Genomic DNA, 18,002 nt, shown 5'->3' on the forward strand with positions numbered 1-18,002 from the left:
TCCTACCCCCCCACCCTTCCCCCCCTCCCCCCCCCCCCCTCCTCCTCGTTGGCTTTTTGCCCCTGTCCGCTCCCCGTCTTCTTATCAACAAACACCCAGCACTCAACGAGGAAGGGGTGGGTTTAGAAGAGGCGGGTTGTCGGGTCGTCCGCGCCGCGCATCGCGTCGTAGTCCAGCAGGAGGGTCTTGATGCCGCGGTCCTTCGCCAGGACGCGGGCCTGCGGCTTGATCTCCTGGGCCGCGTAGACGCCCTGGACGGGGGCCAGCAGCGGGTCGCGGTTGAGCAGCTCCAGGTACCGCGTGAGCTGCTCGACGCCGTCGATGTCGCCCCGGCGCTTGATCTCCACCGCGACGGTGGAGCCGGAGCCGTCCCGCGCGAGGATGTCCACCGGGCCGATGGCCGTGGGGTACTCGCGCCGGACCAGGGTGTGGCCGTCGCCCAGCAGCGCGATCTGCTCGGCGAGCAGCTCCTGCAGGTGCGCCTCCACGCCGTCCTTCACGAGGCCCGGGTCGATGCCCAGGTCGTGGGCGGAGTCGCTGTGCACGGTGAACAGCTCGACCTCGAGCCGGTCGTCCGACTTGGCGTGCTGCACGGTCCACACCTCGGTGACGCCGCGCTCGGCGGCCTCCTCGGAGGGCTCGCGCACCGCCAGGGTGCACGGGGGGCTCATCCAGTTCAGCGGCTTGTACGAGCCGCCGTCCGAGTGGATCAGCACGCTGCCGTCGGCCTTGACCACGAGCAGCCGCGTCGCCGGCGGGAGCATCGCGGTCAGGCGGCCCGTGTAGAGGGCGGAGCAGTCTGCCACGACCAGCCGCATCAGAGAACCAGATCCTGTCGTCCGGGAGGGGCGGCCTCGAGCCAGGAGGCGAGGCCGAAGTAGTCGCCGGCAGCGAGGTCGAGCTCGAAGTCGAGCCCGTCGTACCGGCACTGGACGAGGTAGTGGTCGCCCTGACCACGCTCGTCCGGGTCCAGCGGGGTGCGGCTCGTCACGGTGAGCCGCTCCCGGTACCACGTGCGGGCCGGACGGGGTGCCAGCGACCAGCACCGCCACCACTCGATCCGGCCCACCGCGTACTGCGCGATGCCCGGCGTCCAGGAACCCTCGGGGTTACCGGTCGCCCGGGCACTGCAGTCGAACGATCCGACCCTCCGGGAGAGGGTCCGCAGCCGGGAGATCCCGGCCGCGATGACGAGCGCGAGCGCCCCCAGTACCGCTATCGCGATCCATACGACGCCGGGCACGCGCGCTCTCCCTCAGACCAGGGAGATCTCGTCGACCACGAGGGTGACGAGGTTGTTGTCGACGGACATGAAGCCGCCGGTGACCTGGGCCTCCACGGCGGGACCCGACGCCGTCTCCACCTTGATGGTGCCGGGGCGAAGCACCGCCAGCAGCGGCGTGTGGTTCGCCAGGATGCCGATCTGGCCGTCCGCGGACGGCGCACTCACCTGGGTCGCCGCACCGCTCCAGACCTTGCGGTCCAGGGACACGAGGTCCACGCTCAGCTCTGCCACGAGAGCTCCTTCCGATGTAGCGGGCGTGCTGCCGCCCCTGCCGGGTTGCCCGAGTCTAAGGGGTCCGGCGGGGCGGCATCACGCACGGGGGGACGGACGAGACCTCAGGCCCCGTACTCCTTCTGGATCCGAGCCCAGTTCTCCTCGAGCATCTCGAGGCCACCGATGTTGTAGAAGGCCTGCTCGGCGATGTGGTCGAACTCGCCGGCGCAGATCTTCTTGAACGCCTCGATGGTCTCGGACAGCGGGACCGTCGAGCCCTCCACGTCCGTGAACTTCTTGGCCATGTAGGTGTTCTGGGAGAGGAACTGCTGGATGCGACGCGCGCGCGCCACGACCGTCTTGTCCTCCTCCGAGAGCTCGTCCACACCGAGGATAGCGATGATGTCCTGCAGCTCCTTGTTCCGCTGCAGGATCGACTTCACCTCGGTCGCCACGTCGTAGTGCTCCTGGCCCACGTAACGCGGGTCGAGGATGCGGGACGTCGAGGTCAGCGGGTCGATCGCCGGGTACAGACCCTTCGACGCGATCTCTCGGGAGAGCTCGGTCGTCGCGTCCAGGTGGGCGAACGTCGTGGCCGGGGCCGGGTCGGTGTAGTCGTCAGCCGGCACGTAGATGGCCTGCAGCGACGTGATGGAGTGACCACGCGTCGAGGTGATGCGCTCCTGGAGGAGGCCCATCTCGTCGGCCAGGTTCGGCTGGTAGCCCACGGCGGACGGCATACGGCCGAGCAGCGTGGAGACCTCGGAACCGGCCTGCGTGAAGCGGAAGATGTTGTCGATGAAGAGCAGCACGTCCTGGTTCTTCACGTCGCGGAAGTACTCCGCCATCGTCAGCGCCGACAGGGCCACGCGCAGACGCGTGCCCGGCGGCTCGTCCATCTGGCCGAAGACGAGGGCGGTCTTGTCGAAGACACCCGCCTCGTCCATCTCGGCGATCAGGTCGTTGCCCTCACGGGTGCGCTCACCGACACCGGCGAACACCGACACACCGCCGTGGTCCTGGGCCACACGCTGGATCATCTCCTGGATGAGGACCGTCTTGCCGACGCCCGCACCACCGAAGAGACCGATCTTGCCACCCTGCACGTACGGGGTCAGCAGGTCGATGGACTTGATGCCCGTCTCGAACATCGTGGTCTTCGACTCGAGCTGGTCGAAGGCCGGGGGCTTGCGGTGGATCGGCCAGCGCTCGGTGACCTCGAACTTCTCGCCCTCGGCGAGGTTCAGGACCTCGCCGGTGACGTTGAAGACCTTGCCCTTGGTGATGTCGCCGACGGGCACGCTGATGGGCGAGCCGGTGTCGGTGACCAGGGCGCCGCGGACCAGGCCGTCGGTCGGCTTGAGCGCGATGGCGCGCACCAGGGAGTCACCCAGGTGCTGCTCGACCTCGAGGGTCAGCGTGAACGTGTTCTCGTCCTCGCCCTGGCCCGAGAGGTCGATCTCGACGGTCAGCGCGTTGTAGATGTCGGGGATCGCGTCCTCGGGGAACTCGATGTCCACGACGGGGCCGATCACCCGAGCGACCCGGCCGGTGCCGGGGCCGCTCGTGTGCTCGACCGTGGATTCCACGGTGGTGGCGGTCATGGTTGCCTCGCTTCGGTGGGCCGGAGGGTCCTCCGGCGGGGAGTCTGTTGGTTGGTCAGGACGCCAGGGCGTCGGCACCGGAGACGATCTCGCTGATCTCCTGGGTGATGTCCGCCTGACGGGCCTGGTTGGCCAGTCGGGTGTACGTGCGGATCAGGTCCTCGGCGTTGTCCGTGGCCGTGTGCATGGCGCGCTGGCGGGCGGCCAGCTCGGACGCGGCAGCGTCGAGCAGGGCCGCGTAGATGCGCTGGTCCACGTACCGCGGGAGCAGTGCGTCGAGCACGGCCTCCGGGGACGGCTCGAAGTCGTAGAGCGGCAGGACCTCGTGCTCGTCCGCCTCCACCACGCCCTCGACGACCTCCAGCGGCAGCATGCGCACGACGTGGGGACGCTGGGTCACCATGTTGACGAACTGCGTGGAGACCACGTGCAGCTCGGACACGCCGCCCTCGTCCTCGTCCGCGAGGAACTTCTCGAGCAGGGCCTGCCCGATCTCCTCCGCGACCTCCGCCGTCGGCCGCTCCGAGCCGTACGTCCACGTCCGGACGGCCTCGCGGCCGCGGAACGCGTAGTACGAGATCGCCCGACGACCGGCGACGTAGAGGAGAACCTCCTTGCCCTCGGCCGCGAGCTGCTGGGTCAGCCGCTCGGCCTCACGGACGATCGACGCCGGGTAGGAGCCCGCCATGCCGCGGTCCGACGACACGACGAGCACGGCGGCGCGCTTGGCGCCGTCGACCTCCTGCGTCAGCGGGTGCTTGATGTCGGTGTGCGTGGCGACCGCCGAGACGGCACGGGTGATCGCCTGCGCGTAGGGTGCCGCCGCCGCCGTCCGCGCACGGGCCTTGCCGATGCGGGACGCGGCGATGAGCTCCTGCGCACGGAACATCTTCTTCAGCGACTGCGTCGACTTGATCCGTGCCTTGAAGACGCGCTGGGATCCACCGGCCACGGGTCAGGCCTTCTTCTTGACGACGACCTGTGCCTGCTCGACGTCGACGGGGCCACCCTCGACCTCACCACCGACGAGCGCGGTACCGTCGGCCCGCTGGAAGCCGGCACGGAAGTCCTCGACGGCGGCGCTGAGCGCCTCCTCCGTCGCGGGCTCCAGCTTGCCGCTCTCGCGGATCGACGTCAGGACGTCCGTCTTGCGGCGCAGGTGGTCCAGCAGCTCGGACTCGAACCGCTTGACGTCCTCGACCGCGACGTCGTCCAGCTTGCCCTTGGTACCGGCCCACACGGCCGCGACCTGGTCCTCGACCGCGTACGGCGAGTACTGGGGCTGCTTGAGCAGCTCCGTCAGGACGGCGCCGCGCTGCAGCTGCGCGCGGGACGCCGCGTCGAGGTCGGACGCGAACATCGCGAACGCCTCGAGCGAGCGGAACTGCGCCAGCTCCAGCTTCAGCGTGCCGGAGACCTTCTTCATCGCCTTGATCTGCGCGTCGCCACCGACTCGGGAGACCGAGATACCGACGTCCACGGCGGGACGCTGGTCGGCGTTGAACAGGTCGGACTGCAGGAAGATCTGCCCGTCCGTGATGGAGATGACGTTGGTCGGGATGTACGCCGAGACGTCGTTCGCCTTGGTCTCGATGATCGGCAGACCGGTCATCGAGCCCGCGCCCAGCTCGTCCGAGAGCTTCGCACAACGCTCGAGCAGACGGGAGTGCAGGTAGAACACGTCACCCGGGTAGGCCTCGCGGCCCGGCGGACGGCGCAGCAGCAGCGACACGGCACGGTAGGCCTCGGCCTGCTTCGACAGGTCGTCGAAGACGACGAGCACGTGCTTGCCCTGGTACATCCAGTGCTGGCCGATGGCCGAGCCGGTGTACGGGGCGAGGTACTTGAAGCCAGCGGGGTCGGACGCCGGAGCCGCGACGATGGTCGTGTACTCGAGCGCGCCGGCCTCCTCGAGGGCGCCACGCACGGAGGCGATGGTCGAGCCCTTCTGACCGATCGCGACGTAGATGCAGCGCACCTGCTTGCTGGGGTCGCCGGACTCCCAGTTCGCCTTCTGGTTGATGATCGTGTCGATCGCGATCGCCGTCTTGCCGGTCTGGCGGTCGCCGATGATCAGCTGACGCTGACCACGGCCGATCGGGATCATCGAGTCGATCGCCTTGATGCCGGTCTGCAGCGGCTCGTGCACCGACTTGCGCTGCATGACGCCGGGCGCCTGCAGCTCCAGGGCACGGGTGCCCTCGGTGGCGATCTCGCCCAGGCCGTCGATGGGGACGCCCAGCGGGTCGACCACGCGGCCGAGGTAGCCCTCGCCCACGGGGACCGAGAGCACCTCACCGGTGCGGCGGACCTCCTGGCCCTCCTCGATGCCGGTGAACTCGCCCAGGACGACCACACCGATCTCGCGGACGTCCAGGTTCTGCGCGAGGCCGAGCGTGCCGTCCTCGAAGCGCAGCAGCTCGTTGGCCATCACGCCCGGGAGGCCTTCGACGCGGGCGATACCGTCCGCGGCGTACGCGACGCGGCCCACCTCCTCGGTGACGGCTTCCTGGGGCTCGTAGGCCTTCACGAAGCTGTCCAGTGCGGCCCGGACCTCGTCCGGCCGGATCGTCAGCTCAGCCATTGCTCTTCTCCTGTCGTGGCCGCGAGAGCCGCGGCGGAAGGTTCTTGTTCACGTTTTCAGCCGGCCAGACGACGCTGAGCGTCAGCAAGGCGCGACAGGACGGTGGAGTCGACGACGTCCGCGCCGACCTGGATGCGCATGCCCCCGACGACGGTGGGGTCCACGGTGACGTTCAGCTGGACGGCCTTGCCGTACGAGCGCTCGAGGACGGCGCCGAGGCGCTGCTCCTGCTCGCGCGTCAGCACCGTCGCGCTCGTCACCGCGGCGACGAGGCGCTGGCGGCGTTCCGCCGCGACCTCGCCGAACCACCCGATCGTCTGCACGAAACGACGGCCACGCAGCGACGACGTCGCGCGCTGCGCCAGGCGCTGGGTCACGGTGTCGACCTTGCCACCGACCAGTGCGTCCACGAGCGCCACGCGGCGCTCCGGAGCGGTCGAGGCGTCCGAGAGGACCTGCTTGGCCTCCCGCTGGCCGACGAGCGACCGGCTGAGCCGGAACAGCTCGTCCTCGACCGTCTCCAGCGCGCCGCGCGCCTCGGCGGAAGCCAGCACGGCATCCACGCCGAGGCGCTCGACGGCGTCGGCCAGGTCCGAGTCGCTCGACCAGCGTGCCCGGGCGAGCCCGGACACGAGGTCGACCACGCGCTCGTCGAAGCCGCCCAGCAGGCTGGCCACCAGGCCGGCCTTGGCCTCGCCCTCGCGGGAGGGGTCGGCGAGCGAGCGGCGCAGCGCGGCGGAGTCGTCGAGCGCCGACACCAGGGTGAGCAGCTGCTCACCCAGCGTCAGCGCGTCCGCACCCGCGGCACGCAGCACCGGCTCGAAGCGCTCCTGCGCCGCCGTCAGCGATGCCCCGCTCGATCCCCGCATCACGCCTCCTTGTTGCTTGCCACGGCCTGGCTCGCCTCGAGCTCGTCGAGGAACCGGTCGACCACGCGCGACTGCCGGGCCGAGTCCTCGAGGGACTCGCCCACGATCTTCGACGCGAGCTCGGTCGCGAGCGTGCCGACCTCCGAGCGCAGGGACACCGAAGCGGCCTGTCGCTCTGCCTCGATCTGACGGTGCGCCGTCTCGGTGATGCGCTCCGCCTCCTCGCTCGCCTTGACCTTGAGGTCCTTGATGATGGCGGTGCCCTCGGCACGCGCCTCCTCGCGGACCTGCGCCGCCTCGGCACGGGCCTCGGCGAGCAGCGCCTGCTGCTGCGCCAGGGCCTCGTCGGCCGCCTTCTGCGCGGCCTCGGCCTTCTCGATGCCGCCCTCGATGAGGGTGGCGCGCTCGTCCAGCACCTTGTTCATCTGAGGCAGGATGAACTTGTAGAACGCTACGGCGATGATCACGAGGACCACCGCCGACCAGAACAGGTCGTATCCGGCGGGCAGGAACAGCTCGATGCCCTGCGGCTCTTCCGTCTGCGCCGCGATCGTGGCGGCGCTCGAGTGCGCCGTCATCACTCGAACAGGAAGCCGGCGACGAGACCGAGGAGCGCGAGCACCTCGACGAACGCGACACCCAGGAACATGGTGGCGCGGAGCTGACCGGCGACCTCGGGCTGGCGGGCCATGCCCTCGATGGTCTTGCCGATGAGGATGCCGAGGCCGATACCCGGGCCCGTCGCCGCGAGGCCGTAGCCGATCGCGTTCAGGTTGCCGGAGACTGCGGCGAGAGTGGTGACGTCCACTTGCGTCTTCCTTCCGTTGGGCGCCGTACCGGGTGGTACGGCGTCGCGTGGTGTGCGAAGGCGCGTGCTGCGCCCGTCGCGGGTTTTCCAGGTGAAGCTATGCAGCGCCGCCCGGAGGAGCGAGCACCGTCAGTGCTCCTCCTCCAGCGACATGTTGATGTAGACCGCGGCCAGCAGCGCGAAGATGTACGCCTGCAGGAACGCGACCAGAAGCTCGAACAGCGTCATGAAGATGCCGGCGGGGAGCGTGAGCACACCGAAGACCATCAGCCCGCTGCCAGCGGAGTCGATCAGGAAGAACTGCGTGGCGGCGAAGCAGAGCACCAGCATGATGTGGCCGGCGACCATGTTGGCCACCAGTCGGACCATCAGCGAGCCCGGCCGGATGATCAGGATCTGCAGCAGCTCGATCGGCGTCAGGATGAAGTAGATGGGCCACGGGACCCCCGGCGGGAACAGGTTCGCCTTGAGGTAGCCGCCCAGGCCGTGCTTGCGGATGCCGACGGCCCAGTAGGTGACGAACACCCAGAGCGCGAGCAGCAGCGGCACGCCGATGCGCGAGGTGGCGGCCAGGTTCAGGCCCGGGATGATGCCGGTGAGGTTGAACGCCAGGATCGTGACGAAGATGGTGGTGAGCATGGGCAGGAAACGCTTGGCGTTGTCCTTGCCCAGGATCTCCTCGCCGATCTGCACCCGGACGAAGTCCAGGAGGTACTCGACACCCGCCTGGAACCGGCCCGGCACGATCTTCGCCCGGCGCGCGGCGATGATGAACACCGACAGCAGCACGATGGTGGCGATGATCCGGATGATCCAGAGCCGGTCGATCTGGAAGATGGTGCCTTCGAAGAGGATGCCCGACGGGAAGAAGTCGGCGATCGACGGCGTGTGGAAGCCGCCCTCACCCTCGTGGCCTTCAGTGGCGGCGAGGATTACGGACGTCGCATACGTGGACAGGAGGACTCCCAGGTGGTCATTCGGCCCCGCGCGCGTTTCCCGCTGTGTGGCGGAACGGGCGCGCCGTCGGGCCTGGCCGTCATGGATTCGTCGTAAGCCTAACCTATGTCCCATGCGGTTCTGGCCGTAGAACCGCATGACACGGCCCCTTGTGACTTATTGCGCAACCCCGCGTCAGGTCGCGAGTCGCTCATGGGGTGCGGTCAGGGCTTGGTGTCGGGCTGAGCCTCGGGCTCGACGTACGGCATGCGGCCGTTCCGGACCGCGCGGTAGTCGAGCAGCGCGGAGCCGACGGCCCCCAGCAGCAGCACGACGAACAGGACGACCCGGTCGTAGAAGTCGAACTGCGTGATGATCACCAGCACGACGATCAGCACCACCATCTTGGCGAGCCAGCTGCCCATCACGACGGCGCCCATGGTGGTCGCCCCCTTGCCGACGGTGTAGAGCATCGACCACACGGTCGTGGCGCAGAAGAACGCGGCGAGCGCCGCGCCGATCAGGGCGCCCCAGAGCCCGGGCAGTCCGGCGACCAGGAGCCCGACCAGCGACCCCAGGACGGCGAGGCCGCCCACGAGGATCAGGCAGTCGCGCAGGGCCGCACGCAGCACCGCCTGCTCGGCGGCACCCCGGGGGGCGTCGGGGGCATCGGGTGCTTGCTCGGTCATTCGACGGTCTCCTTGGTCTTGACGGTGGTCTGCACGCCGCCGTTCTCCGCGGCGCTCTGCGTCGCGCTCTGCGCCACGGCGGGCGCCGGTGCCGTCCCGGCGCCGACGGCGGCGGGCACCTTGGGGGTCTGTCCCGACAGCGCGACGTCGTCGTCCAGGAACCGGCCGCGGTTGCGCAGCGGGCCGAGGGTGGCCAGCAGCGCGAGCACCACGAACACCGTGGTCCAGATGAGCACGATCTCCCAGTCCCACTGGACGAGGGCCGCGGCGCTGAAGGCGAACACGGCGGTCCACACGTACAGGATCACGACGGCGCGGCGGTGCGAGTGGCCGAGGGCCAGCATGCGGTGGTGCAGGTGCATGCGGTCGGGCGCCATGGGCGACTTGCCGGCGGCCAGCCGCCGGATCACCGCGAGTCCCATGTCCAGCAGCGGCAGCATGAGCACCGCCACGGGCAGGAGCAGCGGGATGAACGCGGGCAGGGCCTGCGAGCCGGTCATCACGTCGGGCGTGACGTTGCCGGTCACGGTGATGGCCGCGCCGGCCATGACGAGGCCGATCAGCATGGACCCGGCGTCACCCATGAAGATGGTCGCCGGATGGAAGTTGTAGGGCAGGAAGCCCACGCAGACGCCCACGAGCACCGCCATCATCAGCGACGCCAGGGAGGAGTAGTCCTCCGGCGTGGCCTGCTGGGTGAGCCCGTAGGTGTACAGGAAGAAGGCGGCGCCGCCGATCGCGACGATGCCGGCGGCCAGGCCGTCGAGGCCGTCGACGAAGTTCACGGCGTTCATCGCGACCACGACGGCCAGCACCGTCACCACCAGCGACATGCGCGACGACGGGATGGTCGTGCCGGCGATCGGCAGCGTGATGAGCTGGACGCCCTGCAGGGCCATGAAGCCGGCGGCCAGCACCTGGCCGGCGAGCTTGGTGACCCAGTCCAGGTCCCACTTGTCGTCGGCCCAGCCGAGCGCGCAGACGATCGCCGCGCCGCCCACGATGCCCCACGCCTGGCGGTCCTCGAAGACCCCCGACAGGAACGGCATCTGGGACGCCAGCATGACCGCGACGACGATGCCGATCAGCATGGCGAGCCCGCCGAGCCGGGGCGTCGGCACCGAGTGCACGTCGCGCGCCCGCACGGCGGAGATGGCCGAGGACTTGAGTGCGACCCAGCGCGCGAAGGGCGTGGTCAGGAACGTGACCGCCGCGGCCACGAGCATCAGGAGCAGGTACACCCTCACTCGTCGTCCTCCGCGGCGGGGGCCGGGGGCGCGATCGGGTCGTCCTCCGGCGACGCCGCAGGGCCTTCGACATCCACGATCTTGCGCAGCTCGGCCAGCGACACGGCGCCCTCGCGGACGACGCGCAGCACCGGTCCGGTCGCGTCCACGATCGTGGAGGCGACGCCGCCGGGCGCCTCTCCCCCGTCGAGGTAGATGGCGACCGACTCGCCGAGCTGGGCCACGGCGTCCGCCACGTCCTGCGCGGCGGGGCTGCCCGACTTGTTCGCGCTGGAGACGGCCAGCGGCCCGGTGCGCTTCAGGAGGGCGAGCGCCGCGGGGTGGTCCGGCATGCGCAGGGCGACGGTGCCGCCCGTGTCGCCGAGGTCCCACTGCAGCGACGGCTGCGCGTGCAGGATGACGGTGAACCCGCCGGGCCAGAAGGCCTCGACGAGCTTGCGGGCCTCGTCGGGCACGTCGGTGGCAAGGCCGTCGAGCGTCGCGACCTCACCCACGAGGACGGGCGGCGGCATCTGCCGCCCGCGACCCTTGGCGGCGAGCAGGGCCGCCACCGCGACCTCGTCGAACGCGTCGGCAGCGATGCCGTACACGGTGTCGGTGGGCAGGACCACGAGGCCGCCACGGGAGATCGCATTCACTGCCTCGTCGATCGCGGGGCCCCAGGACTGCGGGTCGGTGGCGTCGAGCACGGGCTGCACAGGCACACTCACGCGGACCAGTCTTTCACGATCCGGAGGTGAGGGAATCCAGGCGGCGTGCGACCACCATGCGGGGCCGGCCCGTGAGGTCCTTGCGCGTCTCCGGCTCCCCGAACACGGGTCGGCCCTCGGCGTCCCGCGCGGCCGCGACCATCGCCCGCGCCGCCTCCGCCTGGACCTCCGCGTGCTCCATGACGTACAGGCCGCCGGCGCGCAGCAGGCGCGCGGCGGCGTCCGTGATGCCGCGCGGCACCTCCAGCCCGTCGGGCCCCAGCCCGTACAGCGCGACGGCCGGGTCGTGCTCGGCGACCTCCGGGTCCACGGGCACGGCGTCCGACGGCACGTACGGCGGGTTCGAGACGACGACGTCGGCCGTCCCGTCGACCCCGTACAGGGCCGTGCGGGCGTCGCCCTTGACCAGTCGGACGATCCGCTCGGGGGCTGACTCGGGGTCCGCCTGCGGGCCTGCCGCCGTGGCAGGGTCCAGGCCCGCGGCGACGGCGCTCAGGGAGTCGACGTTGCGGGCCGCCCACGCGTGGGCGTCCTTGTCCAGCTCGACGGCGTGCACCCGCGCGCCGGGCACCTCGGTGGCCACCGCCAGCGCGATGGCCCCGGACCCGGTGCACAGGTCGACGACGACGGCGCCGCCCCGCTCGCCCACGACCTTGGCGGCCTCGTCGATCGCCACCTGGGCGACCTCCTCCGTCTCGGGCCGCGGCACGAACACGCCCGGGCCTACGGCCAGCTCCAGGTGCCGAAACGGCGCGACGCCGGTCAGGTGCTGCAGGGGTTCGCGGGCGGCCCGGCGGGCGACCAGGCGCGCGAACGCGGCGGCCGCGTCGTCGGGCACCTCGCGGCCGAGCACGGTCAGCCGCAGCAGCTCCGGCCGGTCCACGCCCAGGGCGTACGCCAGCAGCGCCTCGGCGTCGGCCTGGGGCGACCCGACCCCGGCCTCGGCCAGCTCCTCATGGGCCCACTTCAACAGCTGCGCGCTCACCGCACTCCTCCGACCACGACAAAAGCCTGCCCGACAGCGCCGTCAGCCGCTAGACCCGCGGTGATCGGGTACCGCTCACACACCGGAGGCCTCGGCGAGCCGGGCGGCCTCGTCGGCGTCGATGGCCGACCGCACGACGGGACCCAGGTCGCCGTCGAGCACCTGGTCGAGGTTGTACGCCTTGTAGCCCGTACGGTGGTCGGCGATCCGGTTCTCCGGGAAGTTGTACGTGCGGATGCGCTCGGACCGGTCCACGGTGCGCACCTGCGAGCGGCGCAGCTCGGCGGACTCGGCGGCCGCGGCCTCCTGCTGCGCGGCGAGCAGCCGGGCGCGCAGCACGCGCATGGCCTGCTCGCGGTTCTGCAGCTGCGACTTCTCGTTCTGCATCGAGACGACGATGCCCGTGGGCACGTGCGTGATGCGCACCGCGGAGTCCGTGGTGTTCACGGACTGCCCGCCCGGGCCGGACGACCGGTAGACGTCGATGCGCAGGTCGTTCTGGTCGATCTCGAGCTCGCCCGGGTCGTCGACCTCGGGGAACACGAGCACGCCCGCCGCCGACGTGTGGATGCGGCCCTGCGACTCGGTGACCGGCACCCGCTGCACGCGGTGCACGCCGCCCTCGTACTTGAGACTGTGCCAGACGCCATCCTCGGGGCCCTGGACGCTCTTGGCCTTGATCGCCACCTGCACGTCCTTGTAGCCGCCCAGGTCGGACGCCGTGGCCTCCAGGAGCTGCGTGGACCAGCCGCGCTGCTCCGCGTACCGCAGGTACATGCGCAGCAGGTCGCCAGCGAACAGCGCGGACTCCTCCCCACCCTCGCCGGCCTTGATCTCGAGGATCACGTCGCGGCCGTCGTCGGGGTCGCGCGGCACCAGGACCCGGCGCAGCTTCTCCTCCGCGGTCGACTCGGCCGCCCGGAGCGCGGGCAGCTCCTCGGCGAACGAGGCGTCCTCGGCCGCGAGCTCGGCGGCGGCCTCGGCGTCGTCGTGCGCCTGCTCCCACGCCTTGTAGGCGCCCACCACCTGGTTGAGCTCCGCGTACCGGCGGCCCAGCGTGCGGGCGCGACCGGGGTCGGCGTGCACGGCGGGGTCCGCCAGCGCCGTCTCGATCTCGGCGTGCTCGCTGAGCAGCGGCCCGACGGCGGCGAACGCTTCGGTCACGATCTCTCCTCGCTACAGCTGCTACCCCGTTGAGTGCTGGCTATCTGTGCTCTGAGCGGCGCTGCGGCAACAAATAGCCAGCACTCAACGGGAAAGGGGTGGGGGCAAAGCAACAGCGCCGGTGGTCCGGCGTCCGACTGCCCCTGGAGAGGTTGTCGGACCGGACCACCGGCGCTGCGGAGTCGCTACTTGTCGGCGGCCTTCTTGCCGTAGCGCGCCTGGAACCGGGCCACGCGGCCACCGGTGTCCATGATCTTCTGCTTGCCCGTGTAGAACGGGTGGCAGGCGCTGCAGACGTCGGCGCTGATCTTGCCGGACGTCTCGGTGCTACGCGTCGTGAAGGTGTTGCCGCAGGTGCAGGTGACCTGGGTGACGACGTACTCGGGGTGGATTCCAGCCCTCATGTTGCTCCTTGGTGAGATGCCACTGGGTCGCCCTGCAGAACCGCGAGGACGTGAACCAGCGAGCCAGCCAGTAATTGTGCCACTACCTCGCCCGGATCGGCGAGGCAGTGGGGTGTGACGTGGGTCAGACGTCGTCAGACCACCGTCAGACGGTCTCGCCGACGTTGTCGTCCTCGGTGAGACCACCCGGGGTCGTCTTCTGCACGTGCAGCAGGAACTCGACGTTCGTCTTGGTCTTCTTGAGCTGACCGAGCAGCAGCTCGGCGGCCTGCGTCTGGTCGAGCGCGCCCATGACGCGGCGCAGCTTGTAGACGATCGCGAGCTCGTCCTTCGACATGAGGATCTCCTCGCGCCGGGTGCTCGAACCGTTGACGTCGATCGCCGGGAAGATGCGCTTCTCGGCCAGGGACCGCGACAGGCGCAGCTCCATGTTGCCGGTGCCCTTGAACTCCTCGAAGATCACCTCGTCCATCTTCGAGCCCGTCTCGACCAGGGCCGTCGCGAGGATGGTCAGCGAGCCGCCGTCCTCGATGTTGCGGGCGGCGCCGAAGAACTTCTTGGGCGGGTAGAGCGCGGCGGCGTCCACACCACCGGACAGGATGCGGCCCGACGCCGGGGCGGCCAGGTTGTAGGCGCGCGACAGGCGGGTGATGCCGTCGAGCAGCACCACGACGTCCTGGCCCAGCTCCACGAGGCGCTTGGCACGCTCGATGGCGAGCTCGGCGACCAGCGTGTGGTCCGAGGCGTGGCGGTCGAAGGTCGAGGAGATGACCTCGCCCTTGACCGAGCGCTCGAAGTCGGTGACCTCCTCGGGGCGCTCGTCCACCAGCACGACCATGAGGTGGACCTCAGGGTTGTTGGCGGTGATCGCGTTGGCGATCTGCTGCATCATCAGCGTCTTGCCGGCCTTGGGCGGCGCGACGATGAGGCCGCGCTGGCCCTTGCCGATCGGCGCGACGATGTCGATGACGCGCGGCGTCAGCTTGGTCGCCTCGGGGTTCTCCAGGCGCAGGCGCTCCTGCGGGTACAGCGGCGTCAGCTTGGTGAACTCGGGGCGCTCCCGCGCCTCCTCCGGCGTCATGCCGTTCACCGTGTCCAGGCGCACCAGGGCGTTGAACTTGTTGACCTTGGCGTTGCGACCGACCGCCTGCTGCGGCGGCTCCTCGCCCTCGCGCGGCTGGCGCACGGCGCCGACGACGGCGTCGCCGCGGCGCAGGCCGGCCTTCTTGACCTGGTTCAGCGACACGTAGACGTCGTTGTTGCCGGGCAGGTAGCCCGAGGTCCGCACGAACGCGTAGTTGTCGAGGATGTCGAGGATGCCGGCGACGGGCAGCAGCACGTCGTCCTCGCGCACCTCGACGTTCTCGAGACCTGCGACGTCCGGACCCGTGCGGCCGCGGCCGCGCTTGCGGTCCCGGCCCCGGTCGCGGCCCCGGCGGCGGCGCGAGTTGCGGTCGTCGTCGAGCTCGCCTGCGGCGGCCCGGTCGGCGGTGCGGTCCGGGCCGCGGTCGGTGGTGCGCTCCGCGGTCCGGGTGGTGCCGCGCTCGGACCGGTCGGCGGTGCGGTCGCCGGCGCGCTCGGCGCCGCGGTCGCTGCCGGCACGCGAGGTGCGGCCGTTGGCCGACTGGCCGTTGCGGCCCTTGTCCTCTGCGGACTTGTCCGCGGTGCCGTCGGCGGCACCCTGTCCGGCGCCGCGACGGCGCCCGTTCTGCTCCCGCGGCGCCGCGACGGCGTCGGCCAGCTGGGCGAGACGGGCGGCCTTGTCGGCTTCCGTGCTCGCGGCGGCGCGCACACCCGAGGTGGTGACCTCGGCGGCGGCGACCGGCGCCTCGCTACGGGCAGGCTTGTCGGTGGTGAGCTGCTCCGGGGCCGAAGCGGCACGGGCCGGGCGCTTCGTCGCGCCACCCGTCTTCTCGCGGATCGAGTCCACGAGGTCGCTCTTGCGCATCCTGGAGGTGCCCTTCACGCCCAGGTCTCCGGCGAGTGCCTGGAGCTCGGCGAGGCGCATGCTGCTCAGCGCTCCGGTGCCGGCCGCACGGCCGGTGGCTGACTGAGCGTTATCGGTGGTGTCTGTCACGAAGGACCCTTCCCCCTCGAACTGCGGCTGGTCGCCTGATCGCGGGCCGCGGGATAGTGGGCGCCCGGCGCCGAACGGCCGGAACGCGGAAAACCTCGCATCAGTGGTACGACGAAGACGGCTGACGGGGGCGTTGTCTGCCTTCTCGCGAGATGCGGTGGCCGTAGATCACGGCCTGCTACGGGCACGGCTGAGCGGCTGAGACTGTCGCTGGGTAGGCGGTGGGGAACCGATGTTGAATCCGTGTTCCCGCCACCAAGGCTCAGGAGTGCTATCCCGAAGGTTCACTGCATACTACCACCCCGTACTGCTGGTGATCCTGGTCCGACATGACTTCTCTTTGCCCCCGACGAGCCGGACGATAGCGCACCTGTGTTACCGGTAATCCTTCGGGCACGCGCACCCGTCAGATCGATCCCGGGACTCAGCCGGCTCCAGCCCGCGGTCTCGTCCACGAGGTCCTTGAGGACGGCGTCGCGCGCGGCCCGGTGCCCGGGTCCGGCGAGCACCAGGACGGTGGGCCCGGCGCCCGAGACGGTGGCCGGGACGCCCTGCTCGCGCAGCGCGCGCAGCAGCTCGGCGGAGGCGCCGAGGACGCCCGCCCGGTACGGCTGGTGCAGCCGGTCCTCCGTGGCGTCGAACAGGAGCTCCGGACGCCGGGCCAGGGCCTCGACGAGGAGTGCCGCGCGGCCCGCCGTGAAGGCGGCGTCACCGTGCGAGACCCGCGCGGGCAGGGCGGCCCGGGCGCGGGCGGTCGCGAGCCGCACGTCGGGCACCAGCACGGTGGCCTCGATCGCCGGGTCGATGTCCAGCCCGACCGCCCGCGGGCCGTCGGCGGTGGTCCACGCGACGGTGGCGCCGCCCTGGATCGCGGGCGCGGCGTTGTCGGGGTGCCCCTCGAACTCGGTGGCCAGGCCCAGCACGGTGGCGGCGTCGATGGCCCGCGGGTCTGCGAGCAGGGCGCGCGCGGCGACGATCCCGGCCACGACGGCGGCCGACGACGAGCCGAGGCCCCGGCCGTGCGGGATCACGTTGTGGCACGTCATGTGGATGCCGGTGGGCACGGCACCCGCGAGGTCCAGCGTGCGCCGCAGCGCACGCACCACCAGGTGGTCCTCCCCGAGGGGGACCTCCCCGGCACCCTCGCCCTCGATCTCCACGACCACGTCGGAGCTCGCCACCAGGCGCACCTCGACCTCGTCGTACAGGGCCAGCGCGAGGCCCAGGGAGTCGAAGCCGGGCCCGAGGTTCGCGCTCGTCGCGGGCACCCGAACCCGCACGTGGTCGGCGCCGAGCTGCATCAGAGTGACAGTGCGTCGGCGATCGAGACGACGTCGGCGGAGACCCGTACGGGCTCGACCTCGCCGCCGTCGGGCGTGCGCAGCGCCCAGCCCGGGTCCTTGAGCCCGTGGCCGGTCACCGTGATGGTGACGCGCGCCCCCGCGGGGACCAGGCCCCGCTCGTGCCGGGCCAGCAGGCCGGCGACACCGGCGGCGGACGCCGGCTCGACGAACACGCCGACCTCGGCCGACAGGATCCGGTGCGCCGCGAGGATCTGCTCGTCCGTGACGGCCTCGATGACGCCGCCCGAGGTGTCCCTGGCCTGCTCGGCCAGCTCCCACGAGGCGGGGTTGCCGATGCGGATGGCGGTGGCGATCGTGTCCGGGTCGTCGATCGGGTGGCCCTTGACGATCGGGGCGGCGCCCGCGGCCTGGAAGCCCCACATGGCCGGGGTGCGGCTCGCGACGCCCGCCTCGGCGTACTCGGTGAAGCCCTTCCAGTAGGCCGTGATGTTTCCGGCGTTGCCGACCGGCAGCAGGTGGATGTCCGGGGCGTCGCCCAGTGCGTCCACGATCTCGAAGGCGGCGGTCTTCTGGCCCTCGATCCGGTCCGGGTTCACCGAGTTCACGAGCTCGACGGGGTGCGTGTCGGCGAGCTTGCGGGCCGCAATGAGGCAGTCGTCGAAGTTGCCGTCCACCTGCAGCAGGCGGGCGCCGTGCGCGACGGCCTGGCTCAGCTTGCCCATGGCGATCTTGCCGTCCGGCACGAGCACCGCGCAGACCATGCCGGCGCGCGTCGCGTAGGCCGCGGCCGACGCCGACGTGTTGCCCGTCGACGCGCACACGACGACGCGGGCCCCGCGGCCGGCGGCCGCGGAGATCGCGGCCGTCATGCCGCGGTCCTTGAACGAGCCGGTCGGGTTCATGCCCTCGACCTTGACGTAGACCTCGGCGCCGGTGCGCTCGGACAGCGCCGGGGCGGGCACCAGCGGCGTGCCGCCCTCGCCCAGCGTCACGATCTTCTGCTGGAGGTGGGCGGGCAGCCGGTCGGCGTACTCGGCGATCACGCCACGCCACAGGCGCGAGGCGGGCGCGCGGTCCGGGCCGGCGGACGGGACGTTCGGTTCTGCGGGCAGTACGGGCACGG

Annotated in this window: 19 protein-coding genes; all 19 read right to left on the bottom strand. The window is 71.1% G+C overall.

Annotated elements, in window-relative coordinates; genetic code table 11:
• Window positions 1-122: 122 nt before the first annotated feature.
• The 19 genes from nucS to thrC all read right to left on the bottom strand — a co-directional run bounded on the left by nucS (window position 123) and on the right by thrC (window position 17,991).
• Window positions 123-818, bottom strand: a complete 696-nt coding sequence (gene nucS, locus ACFV9Q_RS11880) for an endonuclease NucS (RefSeq protein WP_377234591.1) — start codon at window positions 816-818, stop codon at window positions 123-125.
• Window positions 818-1,243: a DUF2550 domain-containing protein gene (locus tag ACFV9Q_RS11885; protein WP_377228474.1), complete on the bottom strand. Its 426-nt coding sequence runs from the start codon at window positions 1,241-1,243 to the stop codon at window positions 818-820. Before ACFV9Q_RS11885 ends, nucS begins: the two co-directional genes overlap by 1 nt.
• Window positions 1,244-1,255: 12 nt before the next feature.
• Window positions 1,256-1,516, bottom strand: coding sequence for a F0F1 ATP synthase subunit epsilon (locus tag ACFV9Q_RS11890; protein ID WP_285108336.1), 261 nt, complete (start codon window positions 1,514-1,516; stop codon window positions 1,256-1,258).
• Window positions 1,517-1,620: 104 nt separating this feature from the next.
• Window positions 1,621-3,102 (bottom strand): F0F1 ATP synthase subunit beta, encoded by a 1,482-nt coding sequence (gene atpD / locus ACFV9Q_RS11895; RefSeq protein ID WP_377234592.1) that lies wholly within the window; start codon window positions 3,100-3,102, stop codon window positions 1,621-1,623.
• A 55-nt stretch (window positions 3,103-3,157) separates the two neighbouring features.
• Window positions 3,158-4,054, bottom strand: a complete 897-nt coding sequence (locus ACFV9Q_RS11900) for a F0F1 ATP synthase subunit gamma (RefSeq protein ID WP_377234593.1) — start codon at window positions 4,052-4,054, stop codon at window positions 3,158-3,160.
• Between the two features lie 3 nt (window positions 4,055-4,057).
• A complete protein-coding gene (gene atpA / locus ACFV9Q_RS11905) occupies window positions 4,058-5,686 on the bottom strand; it encodes a F0F1 ATP synthase subunit alpha (protein WP_377220356.1) in 1,629 nt (542 codons plus the stop codon).
• A gap of 56 nt (window positions 5,687-5,742) precedes the next feature.
• Window positions 5,743-6,555 carry a F0F1 ATP synthase subunit delta gene (locus tag ACFV9Q_RS11910; RefSeq protein ID WP_377228471.1) on the bottom strand — a complete coding sequence of 271 codons (813 nt, stop codon included), beginning with the start codon at window positions 6,553-6,555 and terminating at the stop codon, window positions 5,743-5,745.
• On the bottom strand, window positions 6,555-7,133 hold the full coding sequence (locus ACFV9Q_RS11915; protein ID WP_377234594.1) for a F0F1 ATP synthase subunit B: 579 nt from the start codon (window positions 7,131-7,133) through the stop codon (window positions 6,555-6,557). Before ACFV9Q_RS11915 ends, ACFV9Q_RS11910 begins: the two co-directional genes overlap by 1 nt.
• Window positions 7,133-7,363 carry an ATP synthase F0 subunit C gene (locus tag ACFV9Q_RS11920; protein ID WP_377234595.1) on the bottom strand — a complete coding sequence of 77 codons (231 nt, stop codon included), beginning with the start codon at window positions 7,361-7,363 and terminating at the stop codon, window positions 7,133-7,135. The genes ACFV9Q_RS11915 and ACFV9Q_RS11920 overlap by 1 nt, the downstream gene beginning before the upstream one ends.
• A gap of 129 nt (window positions 7,364-7,492) precedes the next feature.
• The gene (atpB, locus tag ACFV9Q_RS11925; protein ID WP_377234596.1) at window positions 7,493-8,434 is read right to left on the bottom strand and encodes a F0F1 ATP synthase subunit A; all 942 of its coding nucleotides are present in this window, start codon (window positions 8,432-8,434) and stop codon (window positions 7,493-7,495) included.
• A gap of 89 nt (window positions 8,435-8,523) precedes the next feature.
• Complete coding sequence (locus tag ACFV9Q_RS11930) at window positions 8,524-8,988, bottom strand: hypothetical protein (RefSeq protein ID WP_377234597.1); 465 nt, start codon at window positions 8,986-8,988, stop codon at window positions 8,524-8,526.
• Entirely contained in the window at window positions 8,985-10,235 is a 1,251-nt protein-coding gene (locus ACFV9Q_RS11935) for an MraY family glycosyltransferase (RefSeq protein ID WP_377234598.1), read from the bottom strand. Before ACFV9Q_RS11935 ends, ACFV9Q_RS11930 begins: the two co-directional genes overlap by 4 nt.
• A complete protein-coding gene (locus ACFV9Q_RS11940; RefSeq protein ID WP_377234740.1) occupies window positions 10,232-10,939 on the bottom strand; it encodes an L-threonylcarbamoyladenylate synthase in 708 nt (235 codons plus the stop codon). Before ACFV9Q_RS11940 ends, ACFV9Q_RS11935 begins: the two co-directional genes overlap by 4 nt.
• A gap of 19 nt (window positions 10,940-10,958) precedes the next feature.
• On the bottom strand, window positions 10,959-11,930 hold the full coding sequence (gene prmC, locus ACFV9Q_RS11945; protein ID WP_377234599.1) for a peptide chain release factor N(5)-glutamine methyltransferase: 972 nt from the start codon (window positions 11,928-11,930) through the stop codon (window positions 10,959-10,961).
• A 75-nt stretch (window positions 11,931-12,005) separates the two neighbouring features.
• Complete coding sequence (prfA, locus tag ACFV9Q_RS11950) at window positions 12,006-13,094, bottom strand: peptide chain release factor 1 (RefSeq protein WP_377234600.1); 1,089 nt, start codon at window positions 13,092-13,094, stop codon at window positions 12,006-12,008.
• Between the two features lie 185 nt (window positions 13,095-13,279).
• Window positions 13,280-13,498 carry a 50S ribosomal protein L31 gene (gene rpmE / locus ACFV9Q_RS11955; RefSeq protein ID WP_119142620.1) on the bottom strand — a complete coding sequence of 73 codons (219 nt, stop codon included), beginning with the start codon at window positions 13,496-13,498 and terminating at the stop codon, window positions 13,280-13,282.
• A 145-nt stretch (window positions 13,499-13,643) separates the two neighbouring features.
• Window positions 13,644-15,506, bottom strand: coding sequence for a transcription termination factor Rho (rho, locus tag ACFV9Q_RS11960; RefSeq protein WP_377234741.1), 1,863 nt, complete (start codon window positions 15,504-15,506; stop codon window positions 13,644-13,646).
• A 353-nt stretch (window positions 15,507-15,859) separates the two neighbouring features.
• Window positions 15,860-16,876 carry a homoserine kinase gene (gene thrB, locus ACFV9Q_RS11965; protein ID WP_377234601.1) on the bottom strand — a complete coding sequence of 339 codons (1,017 nt, stop codon included), beginning with the start codon at window positions 16,874-16,876 and terminating at the stop codon, window positions 15,860-15,862.
• Window positions 16,876-17,991 (bottom strand): threonine synthase, encoded by a 1,116-nt coding sequence (gene thrC / locus ACFV9Q_RS11970; RefSeq protein ID WP_377234742.1) that lies wholly within the window; start codon window positions 17,989-17,991, stop codon window positions 16,876-16,878. The genes thrB and thrC overlap by 1 nt, the downstream gene beginning before the upstream one ends.
• Window positions 17,992-18,002: the final 11 nt, after the last annotated feature.

The organism is Promicromonospora sp. NPDC059942 (assembly GCF_042731755.1).
In the GTDB taxonomy this organism is placed as follows: domain Bacteria; phylum Actinomycetota; class Actinomycetes; order Actinomycetales; family Cellulomonadaceae; genus Promicromonospora.